Source organism: uncultured Halopseudomonas sp., from assembly GCF_963977355.1.
Classification (GTDB): Bacteria; Pseudomonadota; Gammaproteobacteria; order Pseudomonadales; family Pseudomonadaceae; genus Halopseudomonas.
The window spans coordinates 78,113-97,789 of the sequence record NZ_CAXBOV010000015.1; the positions used below are offsets into that span (position 1 = coordinate 78,113).

Annotated in this window: 22 protein-coding genes; 3 read left to right on the forward strand and 19 right to left on the reverse strand. The window is 55.8% G+C overall.

Features of this window, described 5'->3' with window-relative positions:
• Together AAC076_RS10160 and AAC076_RS10165 are read left to right on the forward strand one after the other, a co-directional pair.
• Positions 1 to 1,431 carry an aspartate kinase gene (locus tag AAC076_RS10160; RefSeq protein WP_339845134.1) on the forward strand — a complete coding sequence of 477 codons (1,431 nt, stop codon included), beginning with the start codon at positions 1 to 3 and terminating at the stop codon, positions 1,429 to 1,431.
• A gap of 168 nt (positions 1,432 to 1,599) precedes the next feature.
• Positions 1,600 to 3,174 carry a cation:proton antiporter gene (locus tag AAC076_RS10165; RefSeq protein WP_339845136.1) on the forward strand — a complete coding sequence of 525 codons (1,575 nt, stop codon included), beginning with the start codon at positions 1,600 to 1,602 and terminating at the stop codon, positions 3,172 to 3,174.
• Here the strand turns inward: AAC076_RS10165 and AAC076_RS10170 are convergent.
• From AAC076_RS10170 to zigA, 3 genes are all read right to left on the reverse strand, one after another.
• Positions 3,171 to 4,049 carry an alpha/beta hydrolase gene (locus tag AAC076_RS10170; RefSeq protein WP_339845139.1) on the reverse strand — a complete coding sequence of 293 codons (879 nt, stop codon included), beginning with the start codon at positions 4,047 to 4,049 and terminating at the stop codon, positions 3,171 to 3,173. The two genes, AAC076_RS10165 and AAC076_RS10170, sit on opposite strands and share 4 nt — an antisense overlap.
• A 124-nt stretch (positions 4,050 to 4,173) precedes the next feature.
• Complete coding sequence (locus AAC076_RS10175; RefSeq protein WP_339845141.1) at positions 4,174 to 4,830, reverse strand: DUF1826 domain-containing protein; 657 nt, start codon at positions 4,828 to 4,830, stop codon at positions 4,174 to 4,176.
• On the reverse strand, positions 4,830 to 6,047 hold the full coding sequence (zigA, locus tag AAC076_RS10180) for a zinc metallochaperone GTPase ZigA (RefSeq protein ID WP_339845204.1): 1,218 nt from the start codon (positions 6,045 to 6,047) through the stop codon (positions 4,830 to 4,832). The genes AAC076_RS10175 and zigA overlap by 1 nt, the downstream gene beginning before the upstream one ends.
• A gap of 165 nt (positions 6,048 to 6,212) precedes the next feature.
• Between zigA and AAC076_RS10185 the strand changes: the two genes are divergently transcribed.
• Positions 6,213 to 6,596 (forward strand): hypothetical protein, encoded by a 384-nt coding sequence (locus tag AAC076_RS10185; RefSeq protein ID WP_339845143.1) that lies wholly within the window; start codon positions 6,213 to 6,215, stop codon positions 6,594 to 6,596.
• On the opposite strand, the gene AAC076_RS10190 is transcribed toward AAC076_RS10185, so the two are convergent.
• From AAC076_RS10190 to fliH, 16 genes are all read right to left on the reverse strand, one after another.
• Entirely contained in the window at positions 6,597 to 7,310 is a 714-nt protein-coding gene (locus AAC076_RS10190) for an SIMPL domain-containing protein (RefSeq protein WP_339845144.1), read from the reverse strand.
• Between the two features lie 76 nt (positions 7,311 to 7,386).
• Positions 7,387 to 8,526, reverse strand: coding sequence for a flagellar biosynthesis protein FlhB (gene flhB, locus AAC076_RS10195; RefSeq protein WP_339845146.1), 1,140 nt, complete (start codon positions 8,524 to 8,526; stop codon positions 7,387 to 7,389).
• Positions 8,526 to 9,302: a flagellar biosynthetic protein FliR gene (gene fliR, locus AAC076_RS10200; RefSeq protein ID WP_339845148.1), complete on the reverse strand. Its 777-nt coding sequence runs from the start codon at positions 9,300 to 9,302 to the stop codon at positions 8,526 to 8,528. The genes flhB and fliR overlap by 1 nt, the downstream gene beginning before the upstream one ends.
• Positions 9,302 to 9,571: a flagellar biosynthesis protein FliQ gene (fliQ, locus tag AAC076_RS10205; protein ID WP_339845151.1), complete on the reverse strand. Its 270-nt coding sequence runs from the start codon at positions 9,569 to 9,571 to the stop codon at positions 9,302 to 9,304. The genes fliR and fliQ overlap by 1 nt, the downstream gene beginning before the upstream one ends.
• A 10-nt stretch (positions 9,572 to 9,581) precedes the next feature.
• Positions 9,582 to 10,334 (reverse strand): flagellar type III secretion system pore protein FliP, encoded by a 753-nt coding sequence (gene fliP / locus AAC076_RS10210; protein ID WP_339845153.1) that lies wholly within the window; start codon positions 10,332 to 10,334, stop codon positions 9,582 to 9,584.
• On the reverse strand, positions 10,331 to 10,759 hold the full coding sequence (gene fliO / locus AAC076_RS10215; protein WP_339845156.1) for a flagellar biosynthetic protein FliO: 429 nt from the start codon (positions 10,757 to 10,759) through the stop codon (positions 10,331 to 10,333). Before fliO ends, fliP begins: the two co-directional genes overlap by 4 nt.
• Positions 10,759 to 11,229 carry a flagellar motor switch protein FliN gene (gene fliN / locus AAC076_RS10220; RefSeq protein ID WP_339845159.1) on the reverse strand — a complete coding sequence of 157 codons (471 nt, stop codon included), beginning with the start codon at positions 11,227 to 11,229 and terminating at the stop codon, positions 10,759 to 10,761. Before fliN ends, fliO begins: the two co-directional genes overlap by 1 nt.
• Before the next feature lie 69 nt (positions 11,230 to 11,298).
• Positions 11,299 to 12,270, reverse strand: a complete 972-nt coding sequence (fliM, locus tag AAC076_RS10225) for a flagellar motor switch protein FliM (RefSeq protein ID WP_339845160.1) — start codon at positions 12,268 to 12,270, stop codon at positions 11,299 to 11,301.
• Positions 12,271 to 12,279: 9 nt separating this feature from the next.
• A complete protein-coding gene (locus AAC076_RS10230; protein WP_339845162.1) occupies positions 12,280 to 12,795 on the reverse strand; it encodes a flagellar basal body-associated FliL family protein in 516 nt (171 codons plus the stop codon).
• Between the two features lie 213 nt (positions 12,796 to 13,008).
• Positions 13,009 to 14,442, reverse strand: a complete 1,434-nt coding sequence (locus AAC076_RS10235; RefSeq protein ID WP_339845164.1) for a flagellar hook-length control protein FliK — start codon at positions 14,440 to 14,442, stop codon at positions 13,009 to 13,011.
• Positions 14,443 to 14,546: 104 nt separating this feature from the next.
• Positions 14,547 to 14,897, reverse strand: a complete 351-nt coding sequence (locus tag AAC076_RS10240) for an Hpt domain-containing protein (RefSeq protein ID WP_339845166.1) — start codon at positions 14,895 to 14,897, stop codon at positions 14,547 to 14,549.
• A 40-nt stretch (positions 14,898 to 14,937) separates the two neighbouring features.
• Entirely contained in the window at positions 14,938 to 16,674 is a 1,737-nt protein-coding gene (locus AAC076_RS10245) for a fused response regulator/phosphatase (protein WP_339845169.1), read from the reverse strand.
• 3 nt (positions 16,675 to 16,677) lie between these two features.
• A complete protein-coding gene (locus AAC076_RS10250; protein ID WP_339845172.1) occupies positions 16,678 to 16,983 on the reverse strand; it encodes an STAS domain-containing protein in 306 nt (101 codons plus the stop codon).
• A gap of 67 nt (positions 16,984 to 17,050) precedes the next feature.
• On the reverse strand, positions 17,051 to 17,500 hold the full coding sequence (gene fliJ / locus AAC076_RS10255; RefSeq protein ID WP_339845173.1) for a flagellar export protein FliJ: 450 nt from the start codon (positions 17,498 to 17,500) through the stop codon (positions 17,051 to 17,053).
• Positions 17,493 to 18,845 carry a flagellar protein export ATPase FliI gene (gene fliI, locus AAC076_RS10260; RefSeq protein ID WP_339845176.1) on the reverse strand — a complete coding sequence of 451 codons (1,353 nt, stop codon included), beginning with the start codon at positions 18,843 to 18,845 and terminating at the stop codon, positions 17,493 to 17,495. Before fliI ends, fliJ begins: the two co-directional genes overlap by 8 nt.
• The gene (gene fliH / locus AAC076_RS10265) at positions 18,832 to 19,671 is read right to left on the reverse strand and encodes a flagellar assembly protein FliH (RefSeq protein ID WP_339845177.1); all 840 of its coding nucleotides are present in this window, start codon (positions 19,669 to 19,671) and stop codon (positions 18,832 to 18,834) included. Before fliH ends, fliI begins: the two co-directional genes overlap by 14 nt.
• Positions 19,672 to 19,677 lie beyond the last annotated feature (6 nt).

Consider the following 19,677-nt stretch of genomic DNA (forward strand, 5'->3'; position numbering starts at 1 on the left):
ATGCATACAGTAGAAAAAATCGGCGGCACCTCGATGAGTCGCTTCGACGAAGTACTAGACTCCCTTTTCATCGGTGACCGTAAAAAAAGCGAGCTGTACAACCGTGTTTTCGTCGTTTCCGCCTACGGCGGCATGACGAACCTGCTGCTGGAACACAAAAAGTCCGGTGAGCCCGGCGTGTACGAGCGATTCGCCGACGCCCAGAATGAAGATGCCTGGCTGGATGCGCTTGATGCAGTACTGGTCAGCATGCAAGCCAAGAACGCTGAACTCTTCAGCGGTGAATATGAGCGTCAGGCAGCAGATCGCTTCATAGAAGGCCGCATAGGCGACGTGCGAGATTGCATGCTCAGCCTGCAGCAGCTGTGCACCTACGGTCACTTTCAGCTTACAGAACACCTGATGAAAGTACGCGAAATGCTGGCTTCACTGGGTGAGGCTCACAGTGCTTTCAATACCGTACTGGCCTTGAAGAAGTACGGCGTCAATGCACGCCTGGTCGACCTCACAGGTTGGAATCAGGCTGAACCGAAGCCGTTTCTGGAAATGATCAAGGACAGTTTCGCCGGGATCGACCTTAGCAAGGAGCTGGTGGTTGCCACAGGCTACACACATTGCAGCGAAGGTCAGATGAATACCTTTGACCGCGGGTACAGTGAGATCACTTTCGCTCAGATTGCTGCCACTACCAGCGCGCGCGAAGCCGTGATTCACAAGGAATACCATCTTTCCAGCGCCGATCCGAACCTGGTAGGCCTGGATAACGTGGTCACCATTGGTCGTACCAACTACGATGTGGCCGACCAGTTATCCAATCTGGGTATGGAAGCAATACACCCCAAGGCTGCACGCACATTACGTCGCGCGGGCATTCAGCTCCGCATCAAGAATGCGTTCGAACCCGACCACGCAGGTACTCTGATCAGTCAGGACTACTGCAGCGAGAAGCCCTGCGTAGAGATTATTGCCGGTCGCAAGGACGTTTTTGGCCTGGAGGTCTTTGACCAGGAGATGCTCGGTGACGTGGCCTACGATATCGAGATAACCAAGTTGCTCAAGCAGCTCAAGCTGTATGTAGTCAACAAGGACTCCGACGCCAACAGCATTACCTATTACGCCTCCGGCTCACGGAAGATGATCAACAGAGCGGCACGCCTGATCGAGGAAAAGTACCCCATGGCGGAAGTGCACGTGCACAATATCGCCATCGTCTCGGCCATCGGCTCCGATCTGAAGGTCAAGGGTATTCTGGCCAAGACAGTCGCCGCACTGGCAGGCGCTGACATCAGCATCCAAGCCATTCACCAGTCGATCCGTCAGGTGGAAATGCAGTGCATCATCAACGAAGATGATTACGATGCTGCAGTGGCTGCACTTCACCGGGCGCTAATTGAGCCCGAAAATCACGGTGATGTAATAGCTGTCGCATGAAATGTCGCGTGAAATGTCGCGTGACATAGCCACCTGAAACACAATGGCGGCAAAACAGAAAAAAGCTGCAAGTACATGCTTGCAGCTTTTTTTATGGCTGATTGCTAGCCCCTGTCAGGCCAGGCCCCTAGAATGGCCCATAACGACACAAAGAACGGGAATTCCATTTTGATCGAAGCTGTCTGGATCGCCTTTGCTTTCATCCTCGGCCTGATCATGCGTCAGGTTGGACTGCCACCACTGATTGGTTACCTTGCAGCGGGTTTTTCGCTGGCAGCCTTCGGTGATTTCTTTGGCGTCGGTCCGCAGGACAGCTACATTCTGGCGCACATTGCTCATCTTGGCGTTCTACTGCTGCTCTTTACCGTCGGCTTGAAGCTCAAGCTCAAGAATCTGGTGCGCCCAGAGGTGATCGGCGGCAGCCTGATCCACTTTGTGCTTTCAACTGTGATTTTCCTGCCTGGCATCCTGGTGCTGCTGGACATCACTATGCGCGAATCGATACTGCTGGCAGTAGCCCTGTCCTTTTCCAGTACCGTGCTGGCAGCCAAGGTACTTGAGAGCAAGCGTGAGCTCCGTGCCTTTCACGGCCGCGTAGCCATCGGCGTGCTGATCATGCAGGACCTAATCGCCCTGCTGGTCATCAGCATTGCCAGCGGCACCACTCCCTCGGCATGGGCATTGCTGGTATTCGCAATACCGCTGCTCAAACCCATGCTATATCGTCTGCTGGATATGTGTGGCCACGAGGAGCTACTGGTATTGCTGGGTCTGTTCCTCGCGCTGGTAATCGGTGGCGTAGGTTTCGAATCAGTTGGATTAAGTTCCGAACTGGGCGCGCTGGCATTCGGAGCGATGTTAGCCAACCACAAGCGAGCTGGTGAGTTGTCACAATCGCTGTGGAGTCTGAAAGAGGTCTTTCTGGTCGGTTTCTTTCTGCAGATCGGTATTGGTGGATTGCCTGACGCCGACGCGATCGTCTTTGCCCTGGTCATGGCGGTGGTGCTTCCCCTCAAGGGTGTACTGTTCTTCTTTCTTTTCCTGCTGTTCAAACTGCGCGCGCGCAGCGCCTTTCTCAGTAGTGCGAGCCTGACCAACTATAGCGAGTTCGGCCTGATCGTCGCCAGTGTGGTTTTGCCGGAGTGGCTGATTCCCCTAGCCATCACTGTATCGCTCTCCTTTATCTTTTCTGCCCCCATCAATCGCTTTGCTCATCCCCTCTATGAACGCCTGGCCAGTCGTCTGATCCCCTTTGAAAGGGATATTCGTCATCCAGACGAACAGCCACTGTCGCTGGGCGATGCGGAGATACTGGTAATGGGTCAAGGCCGCACGGGGCGCGCCGCATACGATAGTCTCACTGCTAAGGGCTACCGGGTAGTGGGTCTGGATTCCGACCCGGTAGCAATCGAGGCAAGCATTGTGGCAGGACGGCGAGCGCTATTTGCCGACGCAGAAGACCAGGTGTTCTGGCAAAGCCTGCAGATGCCTCAAGTGCACTCTGTGGTGTTGGCCATGAACGATGCTGAAGCCAAGACAATCGCAGTTCAAAAGCTGCGCAGCCGAGGGTTTCAGGGCCTGATCGTTTCACACGCCATGTACGAAGACATCGCCGAGCGCATTCTGGATGCCGGCGCAGATCTGGCTTATCTAACCATGAGTGAGGCAGGCAATGGCCTTGCAGAGCAGGTGAATCGAGCGATCATCAGCCGTCAACCCAAGCCGGAAGGCCAAAACGGCTAGTTATCCGAAAGAAGAAATGCGCTCACTTGCTGTGCAGCTGCAAGTGAGTGCTCCTGCATGAAACAGTGTCCGCCGGGCGTCGGGCGTGCAGTTACCCGCGCGTTGTTAGCAGCCAGTTTGCGCGCCGACTGGATGACGAACGGGTAGGTTTTTTCACCGTAAATCAACAGGGTTTCAGTGCGTATGCGCTTCAGGGCGGGCCAGAGGCGGTCGGGCATGCTCTCGAACACATCGGCCTCGCGGGTGGGCCTGCATTTCAATTCGACACCGAGCTCGGCATGATCCTTTAATGCATGATCGATATGGGCGCGGAACGCGGCGTCCTCCCAACCTCTGAAGATGCCACGACCATGCAAGGCAGCATAAGCTGCCTCTCGATCAGGCCAATGGTGGCGACGGGCACGGGCACCATCAGCCATCGGATTACGGCGAATTCCAAGCAGACTCAGGCTGACACGCAACCCAATCAGCTTCAGCGGAAACAGGACCGGATCAAGCAACACCGCGCGCCGGAAAACATCTGGATGAGCCGACAGCATCAAGCTGGTCAGAACCCCGCCGAAGCTGTGCCCACAAGCATATACGGGTACCTCTCCAAACAGGTCGCGCCCAACGGTAAAAGCTTCAAGAGCCAACTCAGCGTTGCGGTTCCAGCCCACAAATGAGCCGCCGTGATCACTTTCGCCATGACCCTGGAGATCACAGAGCCAGAGATCAAAATCCTGTGCCAGTAATGCCAGCATCGGTTCGTAGGTGCGCGTGCAAAAGCCGTTACCGTGCAAAAAATGCAGCAGGGGTTTGCCGCTGGGCGCCGTATGCCAGCCGCGCAGGGTAAAACCAGCGTGGGTATCGTGACTCCAGGGTAACAATTGCATGGGGGCGGCTCTTGTGATTAAAGCGTCATTCTAGAGACCTGAAACGTATCTGTCAGCGGCTTATACGGCCGATCGGATCCTCCCGGGGGCTCCTCCAGTCAGTAGCCCGTTGCTGTTATAACTACTACTTCAACCAATCCAGCGTTAGTAGCAGCCGACGCTCACCCTCCGCTACAGCCGGAGAACGATGGATCAGTCCCCGCCCTACATTGCCCTGCCAGCGCTCACCCTTGAGCAAGGCTACATCGCCGACCCCAAGGATCTGGCTGCTGACCCCGCGGGAGTAGCGATCAATCCCCGGACCACCCAGATACTCGCGCGGCAGCTGGCCCTCCTCCAACCATTCCGAACCGGGTCCGGCATAACTGCTGACCAATCTGACCGGAACGTGATCGACATGCCAGCGCGGACACATGTCCTGATCAAGCAAACGCAAGCGCAGACCTATCAATTGCGCATCGACCAGACTCGCAAAGGCGTCGATCAGATACGCCACATCAGCGATGAATTCGGTGTAGCCCTCGAGCTGGCTCATGGCTCCTGCCAGACGTGGAATAACCACCGGGGTGTCATCCTGACGATCTTTTCTAACCTCCAGGGTATGGGCTTCAGCCAGCTGTCCACTGTGCTGCAGCAAGGCACTGACAAAAGCTTGCACTGGAGGCGCAAGGGGGCGCTGCCAGACCGCCAGATTGACCTCATCGCGAAGGATCTCCAGCAGACTCTCAATCCGGTCGGCCTGGAACCACGTCGGGACTCCAGGATCATGGGCGAACCGCATCAGGCAGCCTGCTCTTCAGACCAGGGTCCGAAGGGGTCGGCCAGCTGGAGCCAGACCTCTTGGCCAAGCGCCATTTCCTGCTCAGTCAGCAGGCAGCTATCAAGCTCCTTGGTCAAACGGTCAAAATCGATATGCTGACCGATAAATACCAGTTCCTGTCTGCAGTCACCCACACGGGCATCCCACTTAGCCATAATGACCTGAACTTCCTGATCATCCTTGGGCCAGTGCTCCCGGGACACCGAGCGCCACCAGCGGCCAGCATAGCTGTAGCGCATAAGCCCACCTGCCTGCGACCAGCTGCCCGCCTCGGACGGTCTGCTGGCCAACCAGAAGTAGCCCTTTGAACGCAGCAGCCTGCCGTTGTCCCAGGTGCGTGCAAGGAAGGCATGAAAGCGCTCGGGATGAAAGGGCTTGCGCGCCGCGTACGTACCGGAAGCAATACCGTACTCTTCAGTTTCCGACACGTGCTCACCACGCATTACCTTGAGCCAGCCCGGCGCCATGGATGCGCGCTCAAAACTGAAACGACCGGTGTTCAATACCTTGTCCAAAGGCACGCCACCCATCACCATCGGTACCATCTCAGCTTCACTGTTCAATCCACGCAGAACAGCCTGTAGCTCTTCACGTGCTGAGGACGAAATCAGATCAACCTTGCTGATCAGAATGACGTCGGCAAATTCGACTTGTTCAATCAAAAGGTCGGTAATCGAACGCTCATCCTCTTCGCCCAGAGTCTCACCGCGGCTAGCCAGACTCTCAGCCGCCTGAAAGTCACTGAGAAAATTGACCCCGTCGACCACCGTTATCATGGTGTCGAGACGTGCCAGGTCAGAGAGGCTGCGGCCCGTCTCATCTCGAAAAGTAAAGGTTTCTGCCACAGGCAACGGCTCGGATATGCCAGTGGATTCAATCAACAGGTAATCAAAGCGACCCTCTGCGGCGAGCCTCGCTACCTCCTCTAGCAAATCCTCACGCAAGGTACAGCAGATACAGCCATTACTCATTTCTATCAGCTTTTCCTGCGCACGATTCAGCGTAACGTCACGCTGTACTTCGCTGGCATCGATATTGATCTCGCTCATATCGTTGACGATAACCGCCACTCGCAAGTTCTCCCGATTTCGCAGGATCTGGTTGAGCAGAGTGCTCTTGCCAGCACCAAGAAATCCCGACAATACGCTCACGGGCAATAGCAAATCATTGTGTTGCATCATGCGCTCTCCAAATAACAATCAGCCTTTAAAACTGTTATAACATAACACTAAAGACATGAAAGATTGAAGCCGTTTTCAGGTAAAAAATCAGCGGGAGCCTCTACGCAGGCGTCTTCAACTGCTAGTATGTGTTTACTACAAAAACAACTGCCACGGCCTCACATGAATCCCGACCTCGGTTTGACGTACCAATTGCAAGCACTCGCCTCCAATCAACCTGTGGAGTTTCTGCAGATACGCTTCAGCGAAATCGATTTTGTGAGTCACGATCTCTGCACGACCCTGTTTGATGTCCCCTGGGGAGATGACGGGGAAATCCACGCGCTGTCCCTGGATTTTGGTCAGGATATTCTTCTGGAGCTTCTAGGCCGTTTGAGTCCGCAAGACCAGCAATCCTTTCTTCTCGAAGTAAACGGGCAATTACCGCCATTCCACGCAAGTCTTCCCGAACCAGTGCTGGTTGAGCGGGTATGGTGTGAGCTGGGAGAAGAGCAGGAGGTGGAAGGGGAAAACTTCATCCCCTTCGTCATTCAGAGCCTGGAATAGTCAACGCAATATGTAATCAACACTGGTAACCACCCGCACCCGTTTGATTTCGGGTGTAAATGGATCCACATCCTCGATCGAGAAGTAGCCCTGTGATGCGCGCCGGATGCTGCCAACACTGGCCTCAGCATCGTGCGCAAACTGATCTGCAGCGGCCCGCGCGTCGCGAGTAGCATCGGCGATCATTTCTGGCTTTATTGACTCCAGGCCGGTAAAGACGAAGCTCGGCTGAAACTCATAGCTCTGGGTCAAAGCAACGCCCGACTTGACCAGTTCGCCAACTGACTGCATCGCCGACTTGACCCCCTCAACATCCTGAGTGCGCACTAACACCGTCGCCTCCGCCCTGTAACGGTCCGCTGGAAGCGTCGAGCCGTAAACATTGGCATGCTGGTCGGTAATCTTGGGCATGGATAGCTGGATTTCGTCCTCCGCGAACCCCTTGAGAAGCAGAAATGATCTGATCAGACTCTGTTGCGACTCGATGTCATTCTGTAACTGGTCCAGACCATTACCGAGGACCGAAAAATTGATCGGCCACAGCGCCAGGTCCGCCTCGACAGTCCGCTCTGCAAGGCCCTTTACGCTAACCACGCGGTCGGCATCGCGAAACTGCAGCATGCCACTTTTGATATTAATTGCCATGAATGCCAAGGCCAGGGCGATGAACGCACCTGCCAACATCTGCCATACCGCACCGGACCTTCCTGTCATTGTTTGAACTCCCGTGATGAATGCAGTGCCACACTATTTGGAATGTATACGCCTCAGCCCCATTGTCAGCAACCGCTTACTCATCCTTGCGCAGGTCTACAGGTATATCCGGATTGGGTATTGGCCCTGGCCGTTTGCCCTGCCCCGCTCGATATTGACGCAATTGGAATACATAGGCGAGGACCTGTGCCACAGCAAGATAAAGCCCGGCGGGAATCTGCTGATCCAGTTCCGTGCTGTAGAATACTGCCCTGGCCAACGGTGGTGACTCCAGCACAACTACATTGTGCTCGGTGGCAACCTCGCGAATACGCTGGGCGACGAAATCGGCGCCCTTGGCTACCAGCACGGGCGCACCAGAGTTCAGTGGATCGTATTTCAAAGCTACGGCAAAGTGGGTCGGGTTAGTAATCACCACGTCGGCCTGGGGTACCTCACCCATCATCCGTCGCTCGGCCATTTCGCGCTGCAACTGGCGAATACGCCCTTTAACCTCTGGTTTGCCCTCGGAATCCTTGAACTCGTCGCGGATTTCCTGCTTGGTCATTTTCAGCTTCTGTTTGTTGTCCCATATTTGAAACGGGATATCCACTGCGGCGATCAGAATCAATGAGCAGGCCAGGAAAATCAGGGCCGTGCCCAGAATCCAGAGACTGTGCCCGATGGCATCGGGCACGGATTCGCTGTCGAGTTCAAGCATTTCGTTCTGAAAAAAGGCAAGTACTCCCAGGGCCATCGCCAGTACCACCAGAAATTTGGCAAGGGCCTTGAGCAGCTCTACCAGCGCCTGGAGCGAGAACATGCGTTTGAGGCCGGCCAGGGGATCCATCCTGCTGAATTTGGGTGCCAGGGATTTGCCACTGAATAACCAGCCACCAAGCATGATCGGGCCCACAATGGAAGCAACAAACAGGACGAAAAATATGGGCCCGAGGATCATCAAGCCTATGTTTACAGACTCGAGCAGGTGTATTCCCATACTGTCAGTACCAAACAGCTCTTCGCGCTCCATGGCAAAGTTGTAGGACATCAGGTCGAGCAGCAATCGGAACATGGCAGGACCAAAGGTGAGCAGACCGACTGCCGAGCACATCACTACCACAAGAGTATTCAATTCCTTGGAACGGGCAATCTGGCCCTTGTCACGGGATTCCTTGAGGCGTTTCTCCGTGGGGTCCTCGGTTTTTTCCTGACCGCTGTCCGGCTGCTCAGACATCAGCTCGCCCTCACCAGTTCACGCAACCAGATAAGCGTGTCGGAAACCACGACCTGGTACTGTTCACCCACACTGCCGATCAGCACCCAGAGTATGAAGATGCCGAATACCAGGGTAAGCGGGAAGCCAATCGAGAAAATGTTCAACTGCGGGGCTGCACGCATCATGACGCCAAAAGACAGGTTGACGATCAGTAACGCAGTAATCGCCGGCAGACCAATCAGCAAAGCCGCGGCAAGCACCCAGGAAAACCTCAGTACCACCGCTTGAAAGTCCGACACTCTGAAAAATTCGCCTATCGGGAGGGTGGTAAAGCTTTCGACCAATACCTCGATAACAATCAGGTGGCCATTGACCGCCAGAAACAACAGCGTGGTCAGCATAGTGAATACCTGAGCAACTACCGCTACCGAGATACCCATTGCCGGATCGTTCATCGAAGCAAAACCCAGACCCATTTGCATAGCAACAATCTGACCTGCAAGCACATGGACCTGGAACAGCAGCTGCAAAACAAATCCCATGGTGACACCGATCAGTATCTGCTCGGCAATAATCGCCCAGGTGCCCAGACTTAATGGATCCAGGGATGGCGGAGAAGGAATATGTGGCGCGACAAGGAAGGTCAACGCCACTGCGAGAAACAGGCGAATACGCGCAGGGACCAGCTGCGTCCCGATCACCGGCATGGTCATCATGACACTGGCAATACGGAAGAAAACCCACATGTAGCTGGATACCCAACGGCTGATATCGGCACCGGAGAGCTCCAGCATCAGCCGATCAGACCCGGTATGCTGCGATACAGGCTATCGGTGTACTCGATAAGTTGGGTAACAATCCAGGGACCCAGAAAAATCAGAGTTATGAAGGTGAGTAGCAAGCGGGGCAGAAAGCTCAACGTTTGCTCGTTGATCTGGGTCGCAGCCTGAAACATCGCCACGACCAAGCCAACCAGCAAGCTCGGCACGACGATAATCGCTACCAGTACAGTGGTAAGCCAGAGTGCCTGGCGAAACAGCTCTACAGCTACTTCGGGGGTCATGGTCCGGCTCCTATGTCACGGCAAAGCTGGCGGCAAGGGTACCAATGATCAGGGCCCAACCATCTACCAGCACGAACAGCATGATCTTGAACGGCAGAGAGATAATCAGCGGCGACAGCATCATCATACCCATAGCCATCAAGACACTGGCCACCACCAGATCGATCACCAGAAACGGAATGAAGATCATGAAGCCTATCTGAAATGCTGTTTTCAACTCTGAGGTGACAAAAGCTGGCACCAGAATATGAAAGGGCACTTCCTGGGGGCTGGTGATGTCATCGCGGCGGGCCAGGCGCACAAAAAGCTCAAGGTCGGTTTCCCGCGTCTGCGCCAGCATAAACCCTCTCAAGGGGATGCTGGCCCGCTCAAGGGCCTGCTGTGGTGAAAGTTCTTCATTCAGGTAGGGCTGCAGAGCGGTCTCATTCATCCGCTCGAATACCGGGGCCATGATGAAGATCGACAAGAATATCGCCAGACCGATCATGATCTGGCTGGACGGCGTCTGCTGCAAGCCTAGTGCCTGTCGCAGAATCGCAAAAACGATGATGATCCGGGTGAAACTGGTCATCATCATCACGAAAGCCGGTATGAAGGTCAGCGCAGACATAAGCAACAGAATCTGCAGGCTGACCCCGTAGGTCTGCCCGCCGTCTTCGTCGGTTGTCAGCGTAATGGCATCCATGCTCAGGAGATCGCCCGCGTCCTGCGCAAATACTGTCGGTGTCACAAAGGTCAATAACAGCAACATCCAGCGAATCATGGCTGTGGCTCCCGCTTGAGCAATGTCCGCAGGGTTTTGGCAAATTCACTGTTCATACCCGACCTATCCGGAACCTCTGCCACCGGCTCATCAAAAGCATGGAGCGTGGTTATCCGCCCTGGAGAGGCACCCAGCAGTAGTTGCTTTCCTGCAACGTCAACCAGAATCAATCGATCACGCGGTCCGAGCGCCAGGCTGCTGATCAGCTTGATCTGCTGCCCTCCATGTGGGGCTAGCGGACCAACGCGGCGCATCAGGTAGCCAATCAGGAATATCAGACCGACGACCAATACCAAACCCAGCGCCAGCTGACCCAGCTGCCCCATAATATTGATCTGGCTCCCCTCTCCAGCCTGCTGCGCATAGGCCGCAGGTGAAGACAGCAGCATCAGTGCACCGCCACTGCAAATACATGCGGCACGCATCAGCGGAGCTTCTTGATTCGTTCAGAAGGACTGATTACATCGGTCAAACGAATACCAAACTTCTCGTTCACCACTACCACTTCACCATGGGCAATGAGAGTGCCGTTTACCTTCACATCAAGCGGCTCGCCGGCCAGTCTGTCCAACTCGACAACGGAGCCCTGGTTAAGCTGCAACAGGTTGCGAATGGTAATATCGGTGTTGCCCACTTCCATTGAAATGGTCACTGGAATATCCAGAATGACATCCAGATTGGGCGTATCGCCGCCAGTCTCGAAGTTATCACCAGGCTGGATAGTTGGCGCGTTGAACTCCTCCATGGCCATGCGTGGCGATTTTTCGCTCTCCGCGAGCATGGCATCAATATCGTCCTGACTGGCGTCGCCCGACTCATCCAGTGCCGCAGCCCATTCATCCGCCAGAGCTTGCTCTTCGGGGGTTACGTCGCCGGAATCTTTGTCATCGGCCATCTTGTTATTCCTCAATGCTGATTATTGGCGTGATTTTATCAATTTCTATGGTGCGTCTTACGGTCGGGCTCAACGCGGCCTGTTTACTGGCCCCAGTATCTGCAGTGCCAGATTGCCCTTGACCGAACCCAACTTGGCCTTGAACGTGGGAACGCCATTGGCGCATAGAACCATATGCTCGGGCAGTTCGACCGGAATCACGTCCCCGGCCTGCATGCTCAGCAGGTCCTTGAGTTTCAGTTGACGCCGCACAACGGTCGCACTCAGCGGCACGCGGGCAGCGGTAATTTCTTCGCGCAGCGCGCGTATCCAACGCTCGTCATGATCGTCCACATCCGACTGCACACCCGAGTCGAGAACCTCGCGAAGTGGCTCGATCATCGAATAAGGGAAGGTGATATGCATATCACCACCGCCGCCGTCGAGTTCTACGTGGAAGGTCGAGACGACCACTACTTCGCTTGGACTGACGATGTTGGCCAGGGCCGGATTGACCTCCGAGTTAACATATTCGAAGTTCACATCCTGAACTGCCTGCCAGGCTTCCTTGAGATCGAGGAAAGTCTGATCCAGCACCATGCGCACCACGCGCAGTTCGGTCGGGGTAAACTCCCGGCCCTCAATCTTGGCGTGCCGGCCGTCACCACCAAAGAAGTTGTCCACCAGTTTGAAGACCAGCTTGGCATCCAGGATGAACAGGGCGGTACCGCGCAGCGGTTTCATTTTGACCAGGTTGAGACTGGTCGGCACGTAGAGCGAGTGTATGTATTCGCCAAACTTCATGACCTGCACGCCTCCGACCGCAACATCGGCGGAGCGACGCAGCAGGTTGAACATGCTGATACGCGTATAGCGGGCAAATCGCTCGTTGATCATTTCCAGGGTCGGCATACGCCCGCGGACGATGCGGTCCTGGCTGGTGAGATCGTAACTTTTGATCGAGCCGGGATCTGAATCGATCTCTGTATCGACTGCCCCATCGTCGACGCCGTGCAAAAGCGCGTCGATTTCGTCCTGTGACAGCAGATCCTGTACGGCCATCGGTAATTCCTATTGCAAGACTATGTTGGTGAACAGCAGGGCTTCGATTACCGGATTACCCAACTCTTTCTCGAGGGTCGACTTTACTGCCAGCGTTGCTCTTTCACGCAGGGCCTCTTTGCCCTCGGGTGTAAAGAGCGACGAAAATTCTTCACTGCTGAATTGCAACACCAGTTCGTTGCGTATCAGTGGCATATGCTGGGCAAGCGCTGCCATCAACTCGGGGTCGCGCCCCATCAGAACCACGTTAACCTGCATGTAGCGTCGACGACCTTCGTGGGTATAGTTCACGACGAAGGCGGGTTCCATCGGCTGGTACAGGGCTGACTGCTGCACAGGTACAGCATCTGCCGCAGCCTCTTCCGGCTCTTCTTCCCCTCCCATGAGAAAGAAAGCTGCACCCCCTGCGGACAGCAAAACCGCCAGAAAAGCGACGCCTATCAGAATAAACAATTTCTTCTTGCTTTTAACCGGGGTGGCTTCGCCATCAGCGGCTGCCTGTTTAACCTGTTCCTGCTTTGCCATGCCAGAATACCGTCACTTGTGCCGTGAAAAAGCCTTTCCACAGACTGTTGAATAGCTTGCTGCACTGACCGTGCCAACTTCCATAGGCCATGCAGTATAAGAGCGCCAAGGATAAAGCTAAGCGAGACAAATGTCTTCGCTTGCAGGTTACAGCATTCCAGACGAAACAAAACCGGGCCTGGGCCCGGTTTGAGGTAATGCGCAAGCCTGAAATCAGGCGTAATAGTCGACCAGCCGACTAGTCTCCGCCTGACTCAATGCGGCGGAGGCTATCATCATGCCTGCTTCATCAGATTCCCGTGTCTGGGTGCCAACCACACCGCGACCGCGGCCATCAGAACCCCCGCCTTCACTATGATGGGCCTGCTGATCCACGGCCGAGTCACCGACGGAAACATTGACCAGATCCATACCCTGCTGATTGAACGCTTCGCGTAAACGGAACATCTGAGCCTCCAGCGCTTCACGCACTGAGGGGTTCTGGGTCACGAACTGGACCTGATGCTCCTGACCCCGCGTCTGGATGTGTATTTCAAGAGGTCCCAGATCAGCCGGATCCAACCGGATTTCGACACTGCGCAGGTTCTGACTGGACATCCACATCATCTTGTCCATGACCGCATCACCCCAGCCTGCCTGGCCGAAGGGCACGTTGAGCGTCTGACTCGCAGCCAATACTGGACGAGCTGCCAGCGCGCCCTGGGCTGCAGCCTGGGTTTGCGTCCCTGGGCGAAGCATCGCCTCGGCCGAATCCGGATCAGACTTTGCAGTCCGACCACCTAGCGCTTCCAGTGTCTCGGCAAGCTTGCCGGCAAAGGCCGCCCTGCCCTCTGCCGCGGCGGGCGTCATGTCCAGATTACGCTGTACCGGTTGCTGCCCATCGGCTGAAACTCCACGCTCAGCCATCGCTCGCAAACCGTTATTACCTGCAGGCTCCTGTCGCATATCACGCTCTGCTCGGGAAGTCTGTTCCTGGGATAACTGAAGACCCGTCGCCCCTGCGTCACGACGCAGTTTTCTGACCGGATCAAGGAGAGGCTCGGCACTTGTCGCCGCGCTGGCAATAGCCGGCGCAGTCTTAACAGCCCCCGGCGCTTCCAGCACGGTGTTCGCCGCTTCAACTGCTTTGGAAGCGAGCTGGGTGCCAACCAGCTCTGCCATGGTTGCCAGCGCGTCAGCCGCGTCGGCGTCCACCGGTTCGCTGGCGGTAACTTCCGTATCCTGAGCCTTGCCCATGAACTGTCGCGCTTGATCCAACCATTGGGACCAGTCCTCAACCAGAGCTCCCAGTTCCAGCTGCTGCTCCTCAGAAGTCTCTCCTGTCTGCAGCGAAGCCGCCTGGTCTTCGGTTTCGCTACGCAGTTCATCCAGCTGCGCAAGCCATTCCTGCATACCCGCCGGCAAGTTCTTGCCGTCTGCGGCAATCTCGGCCAGGTCCAACAGACCCTGGGTCTGTTCGCCCTCGGCATCTCCCAGCAGTTGCATGAGTGCCTCGACATCGTCGGGCTGCTGGTCCATGAGAATCTCGGCAAAATTTGCCAAACCCTCTATCTTGGTATTCTCCGTGGTGCTTGCAGGCGTCACCGAGGATGAAACCTGTGGCGATCCGCCACTGAAAAACGCCAGCAGATTCTGACTGACCGACATTGCGTACTCTCCACTACAAGAAAGGGAATGAAGCCTATTTCCTGTCAATGCAAGTCACGCGCCAGCTTTAGAGTTTTTACAAAAGAAGAGTCTGTATGGGGGGGTCAGCGAGAAGCTGGAATGCCTAGCAACGGAGCAACCCGCTGGAAGCAATATTGAACCTGTTCGAAGCCATCCTGCGCGGCTACCGGATCAGCTTCCAGACCTGCACGCTCAGCTACTTCACAGGCCTCCTGAAGGGCCACTGCGCCCATATTACCGCAGCTGCCCTTGAAACTATGGGCCGCCTGGCGAAAAGCTTCCCAATCTTCCGACTCAAGGCAAAGACGCAACTGGGCAAGACGCTTGTGCGCATCGCGGCTGAAAGTATCAACCAACAACGCATAATCTTCCTGCATCAATTCGCGCAGCGCATCCTGCACACTCGAGTCAATGTCGATGGGCAAATCTGCCATGCCGCTTGTGTCTCCCTGGCTCTCATCAGCCTGTCATCATTCAGGTGCCGGCAGTATGCCCAAGCTGCCAGGCAAACACTACCCTGACCTCGTTACCACGCGGATTGAAGCGTACTTCATCGGAAAGCGCGCGAATCAATTCGAGACCACGGCCCGCATAACCGCCACGGGTGTCGCCTGGGCACTGCTCGACAAAACCCTCGCCGCTATCCTCAACCTCTATGGCCAGGACCCCTCCACCTGCATTCGGCTGATGGTCCAGCATCACGCGTATCCAACCGTCTCTTAGTCCCTGCAAGCGCTGATTGCGGTCACGATAATAACTATTGAAACCCAATGAATCGAGCTTCACGGATGAATCGAGCTGTAATAGCCCATGTTCCAAAGCGTTGCTGTACAACTCGCTGAGGATTGTGAATAGCCTGCCTGCATGGGCACGCAGTCCTGGCACCTCCATCAGGACCTTGAGCAGGAAGGGCAGCGGATTATGCTCTCGAATCGACGCTGCGCGGAAGGTATAAGCCAGTTGCCAGTCCTGACCATCCAGGTGTCTGACATCCTCATGCAGGAGTGTTGCCGGCGGCGCGCTGAGCGGCTGCATGATAACCTCCAGCAAACTGATATCGTCCTCGGGGCTACCATGGAAGGCTTCAAGTGATTCCAGCAAGCCGTCGAATATACCCTCAGGCCGGCCCTGATAACGACCAATGAGATCGACCACTCGCTCTTCACCATATTGATCACCAGCCCGATTTCGGCTTTCGATCACACCATCAGTGAGGCACAAAAGGCGCTCTCCGGTGGTCATCGGCAGCACCACCGGCGTCGGATCAAATCGATCTGAATTCGCTACGGCCAGAGGCAGATGTGTGGAAGGGATCCGATGAAGTAACTCGCCGCTGCGATCCAGCAGCAGCACCTCCGGTAACCCCCCATTCCAGATTGCCACCAGCCCCTTGTCTGGATTGATTTCGATCAGCACCGCGCAGCAGAAGATATCTATCGGGAGTATGCGACTCAACTTGCTGTTCGCCTCGAGCAGAATATCGCTCAGGTTGTAACCACGGGCGGTCATCGAATAGAAAATCTCTGCCAGGGGCATTGCGCCTATGGCGGCGGAGAGACCATGACCTGTGAAGTCGCCGAGCAGAATATGCATGCCGCCGGATGGGCGGTAGGCGGCGAGCAGAATATCGCCATTGAACATCGCAAAAGCCGTTTGCACATAGCGCAGATTGTCAGCACCAAGACTGCCAGCATGGGCCACGCGATCATAGATGATCTTCGCCAATTCCTGCTCGTGTAACAGACGTTCGTGCTGACTGCTGATCAGATCACGCTGATCCTGCAAGGTCTGATGCATCTCCTGCATGCGATTGAAAGCATGGATCTTGGCCTGCAGGATGACTGGGTTGTAGGGCTTGGTGAGAAAGTCATCACCACCGGCCTCAAGGCACTTAACCAGTGCCCCGGTATCAGTCAGGCTGGTAAGAAAAATGATTGGGATCAGGTTCTCGCCCGACTGCAACTTCATCCGGCGAGCAGCCTCGAAGCCATCCATTACGGGCATCAATGCATCCAGCAACACCAGGTCAGGCCGCTGCAAGCTGAACTGGACCAGCGCCTCAAGACCGTTCTCCGCACTGAGCACCTCGTGACCAAGCCGCTCGACCAGTCGAGCAAGGATCATCCGGTCGGTAGGATTATCGTCCGCTATCAGTATCTTCAGCGGGGCTACCTGCTGAAGACGCAGGTCCGTGGACCGGTTGTCAGCCATGGACTATTCGATACTGAAGAGCTGTTCGAAATTAGAGATGCTCAGAACCTTGCGCACATTCTGATTGCAATGAATGATCCGTATTTCAGCTGCATCGCCACCGGCATGATCCCTGAGCAACAACAGCATTCCCAGTGCAGAGCTGTCTATGTAGTCAGTGTCATGAAGATCGACCACAAAGCGTTCGGGGGCCAGTCCGCCGCGTTCATAGGCTTCTCGGAAATCCTGATGCGCGCTGAAATCGAATCGCCCGGACACCTTTATTGTTAGTTCCTGACCGTCTGGGGACAGGATGGCTTTGATGGGCATGTATCTTCCTTATTGATGTCTGCACATGTTTTTAAGTTCTAGCACAGCAAGGGTAACCTGTCAGGGTTTATTTAGGGCGACTTTCGAAGGCACGCTGGGACAATTCATCAAGCAGCTTTTGCTCCTGCCTGTCTGCCTTGAGTCTTGCCTCTTCCCGGTAACGGTCAATCAACTTGCGCATACCTTCCAGCCGCTGATAACGCTGACGCCACTGCTCACGCGCCTTATCCAGACTCTGAGCGTTCCATGTGACAGTCTGCTGCTGCTGCTCGATGGCCGTCTGCATCTGCGCCAGAAAACGCTGGTAATTGAGTAGCCAGTCACGCCCTACGCCTTGCTGCCCACGCTGAACCCAGCCTTTCTGATACTCGCTGCAATAGAACTCCAGGTCCTGTAGGCGCGCACGGGCGCTATCAAGCTGCTGTTGTGCTTCCCCTAGCCTTCCTGCCGCCTTGCGTTCTTCTTCAAGAGCCATGTCTAGCACCGGCACCAGTCGCCGTATGCGGTTTTCACTCATGGCTGATCAGCTGTTCCAGGGCAGTACGGCTGTCAGCCAAGTTGACCTTGACGTGCAGGCCCTGGCGCAGGAAAGCCTGCATCTCGGGCATTTTCTCCATGGCCATATCAGTCAGCGGATCTGATCCGGCGGAATAGGCGCCGACGCTGATCAAGTCACGGCTCTGCTGATAGCGGGCATAAATCTGCTTGAAGCGCTGGGCGCCCTGCATCTGCTCATCATTGACGATCTGCGGCATCGCGCGGCTGATGGAGGCTTCAATATCAATCGCGGGGTAATGCCCTTCCTCGGCCAGCCGGCGCGACAGCACCACGTGGCCGTCCAGAATCGCACGTGATGCATCGGCAATTGGATCCTGTTGATCGTCACCCTCGGACAACACCGTATAAAAGGCAGTGATCGATCCACCGCCCTGCTCCGCGTTGCCCGCCCGTTCTACCAGTTGCGGCAGCTTGGCAAACACCGATGGTGGATAACCCTTGGTGGCCGGAGGCTCACCGATGGCCAAAGCAATCTCACGTTGGGCCTGGGCGAAGCGGGTCAGCGAGTCCATGAGCAGCAGCACATTCTTGCCCTGGTCACGAAAGTACTCAGCGATGCGGGTGCAATACATTGCCGCCCGTAGCCTCATGAGCGGCGCATCGTCAGCAGGTGAAGCAACCACGACTGAGCGGGCCATACCTTTTTCACCCAGGATCTGCTCGATGAACTCCTTCACCTCACGACCCCGCTCACCGACCAGGCCCACGATAGTGATATCGGCATCGGTGAAACGCGTCATCATCCCCAGCAACATACTCTTGCCCACCCCGCTGCCGGCGAAAAGACCCAGACGCTGGCCCCGCCCGACAGTCAGCAAACTGTTGATCGAGCGAATACCCACATCCAGTGGCTCTTCAATCGGATGGCGCTTGAGCGGATTGATGGTCGGTCCGTTCAGATCTACCCAGTCGTCAGCCCGGAAATCGCCTTTGCCATCCAGTGGTCGACCAATACCGTCCACTACACGGCCCAGCATTGCTGTGCCCATGGGTAGCTTGCCGCCGCCCTTCGATGGCACCACGCGGGCTCCCGGCTGGACACCCTGCAGGCTGTCCACCGGCATCAGATAAATCTTGCTGCCGGCAAAACCCATGACCTCGGCTTCAATCTGGCTACGCCCCTGGGCTGTATCACTGATCACCAGGCAGCGGCTACCTACCGGCGCCTTGCAACCTTCAGCTTCCAGGGTAAGACCAACCATGCGTATCAGACGACCCTCGACTATGGGCTCGTCAGGTAACGTCAGAACGGGTTCGTATGAGGCCAGGCGGCGGGCGAAGCTGATACGCTCAGGTCTGTCCATCGCTCGGCGCCTCGCTGCTATCGTCAGAACCTGGCGGCTCGACACTGATATCTGGCTCTGGGGGATGGGCGCGCTGCTCGCGTTGCTGCTCAAACAGCTGATCAATGATTTGCTGCAGACGCGTCTCCACAGTGGCATCAAGCTGGCTCTGTTCGGTCTCGAGCCGGCAACCGCCAGGTAATAACTGATCATCTTCGAGTAGGCGCCATTTTTCCTCATGGCGTTCACGAAGTGCCTTTGCAGCTTCAAAGTCGACCGGATTGAGATAGATACGAATATTCTCGGCGCCCATGGGCAGCGCCTTTAATGCGCCCCTGAGTACCTTGGTGATCTGGCTGGAGTCAATCTGGAGTTCGCGCTGCAAAACCTGGCTTACCATGGTCTCGACGAGTTTGAGCAACATGTCTTCGATCTGGTCATCCTGATCGTGCATCGGCTCCAACAACTGCGTCATCAGCGCTTCCAGTTCGGCCAGACGAGCATCAATCCTGGACTTTGCTTCCTTCTGGCCCTTGAGCTGGCCAGAATGGAAACCATCCTTCTCACCCGTGGCAAAACCCTCGTTGTAAGCTTCCTCACGGATCTGCTCAAGCTCTTCCACGGTGAAAGGTTTGGGCGCTTCTTCCTGCGGCTCTTGGTCGCCATCCAGGTCTGGCTCATCCAGAGGAGCTCTGAGGTCAGCTTCCGGCTCCTCGCGGTCCAGCGGAACCTGGTGGGGTTCGGCGTCAAAGCTGGGCAAATCCCATCGCGCAAAGGCAGACTGTTCGCCGCCGCGCAGCAATTCGCTATCCTCTGTCCTTGGCGCGGTAGTGCCTGGAGTTTTCATTTACAG

What these genes read in the sequence shown, in the direction of transcription:
- AAC076_RS10170 (WP_339845139.1), bottom strand. Translation starts at nt 4,049, where the DNA reads ATGCAATTGTTACCCTGGAGTCACGATACCCACGCTGGTTTTACCCTG.
- fliH (WP_339845177.1), bottom strand. Translation starts at nt 19,671, where the DNA reads ATGAAAACTCCAGGCACTACCGCGCCAAGGACAGAGGATAGCGAATTG.
- fliN (WP_339845159.1), bottom strand. Translation starts at nt 11,229, where the DNA reads ATGGCCGATGACAAAGATTCCGGCGACGTAACCCCCGAAGAGCAAGCT.
- AAC076_RS10235 (WP_339845164.1), bottom strand. Translation starts at nt 14,442, where the DNA reads ATGTCGGTCAGTCAGAATCTGCTGGCGTTTTTCAGTGGCGGATCGCCA.
- fliM (WP_339845160.1), bottom strand. Translation starts at nt 12,270, where the DNA reads ATGGCCGTACAGGATCTGCTGTCACAGGACGAAATCGACGCGCTTTTG.
- fliP (WP_339845153.1), bottom strand. Translation starts at nt 10,334, where the DNA reads ATGATTCGCTGGATGTTGCTGTTATTGACCTTTGTGACACCGACAGTA.
- zigA (WP_339845204.1), bottom strand. Translation starts at nt 6,047, where the DNA reads ATGCAACACAATGATTTGCTATTGCCCGTGAGCGTATTGTCGGGATTT.
- AAC076_RS10250 (WP_339845172.1), bottom strand. Translation starts at nt 16,983, where the DNA reads ATGCCCATCAAAGCCATCCTGTCCCCAGACGGTCAGGAACTAACAATA.
- AAC076_RS10175 (WP_339845141.1), bottom strand. Translation starts at nt 4,830, where the DNA reads ATGCGGTTCGCCCATGATCCTGGAGTCCCGACGTGGTTCCAGGCCGAC.
- fliO (WP_339845156.1), bottom strand. Translation starts at nt 10,759, where the DNA reads ATGCGTGCCGCATGTATTTGCAGTGGCGGTGCACTGATGCTGCTGTCT.
- AAC076_RS10240 (WP_339845166.1), bottom strand. Translation starts at nt 14,897, where the DNA reads ATGGCAGATTTGCCCATCGACATTGACTCGAGTGTGCAGGATGCGCTG.
- fliQ (WP_339845151.1), bottom strand. Translation starts at nt 9,571, where the DNA reads ATGACCCCCGAAGTAGCTGTAGAGCTGTTTCGCCAGGCACTCTGGCTT.
- AAC076_RS10230 (WP_339845162.1), bottom strand. Translation starts at nt 12,795, where the DNA reads ATGGCAAAGCAGGAACAGGTTAAACAGGCAGCCGCTGATGGCGAAGCC.
- fliJ (WP_339845173.1), bottom strand. Translation starts at nt 17,500, where the DNA reads ATGAGTGAAAACCGCATACGGCGACTGGTGCCGGTGCTAGACATGGCT.
- AAC076_RS10160 (WP_339845134.1), top strand. Translation starts at nt 1, where the DNA reads ATGCATACAGTAGAAAAAATCGGCGGCACCTCGATGAGTCGCTTCGAC.
- AAC076_RS10190 (WP_339845144.1), bottom strand. Translation starts at nt 7,310, where the DNA reads ATGACAGGAAGGTCCGGTGCGGTATGGCAGATGTTGGCAGGTGCGTTC.
- fliI (WP_339845176.1), bottom strand. Translation starts at nt 18,845, where the DNA reads ATGGACAGACCTGAGCGTATCAGCTTCGCCCGCCGCCTGGCCTCATAC.
- AAC076_RS10245 (WP_339845169.1), bottom strand. Translation starts at nt 16,674, where the DNA reads ATGGCTGACAACCGGTCCACGGACCTGCGTCTTCAGCAGGTAGCCCCG.
- flhB (WP_339845146.1), bottom strand. Translation starts at nt 8,526, where the DNA reads ATGTCTGAGCAGCCGGACAGCGGTCAGGAAAAAACCGAGGACCCCACG.
- AAC076_RS10185 (WP_339845143.1), top strand. Translation starts at nt 6,213, where the DNA reads ATGAATCCCGACCTCGGTTTGACGTACCAATTGCAAGCACTCGCCTCC.
- fliR (WP_339845148.1), bottom strand. Translation starts at nt 9,302, where the DNA reads ATGCTGGAGCTCTCCGGTGCCGATATCAGCCGTTGGGTATCCAGCTAC.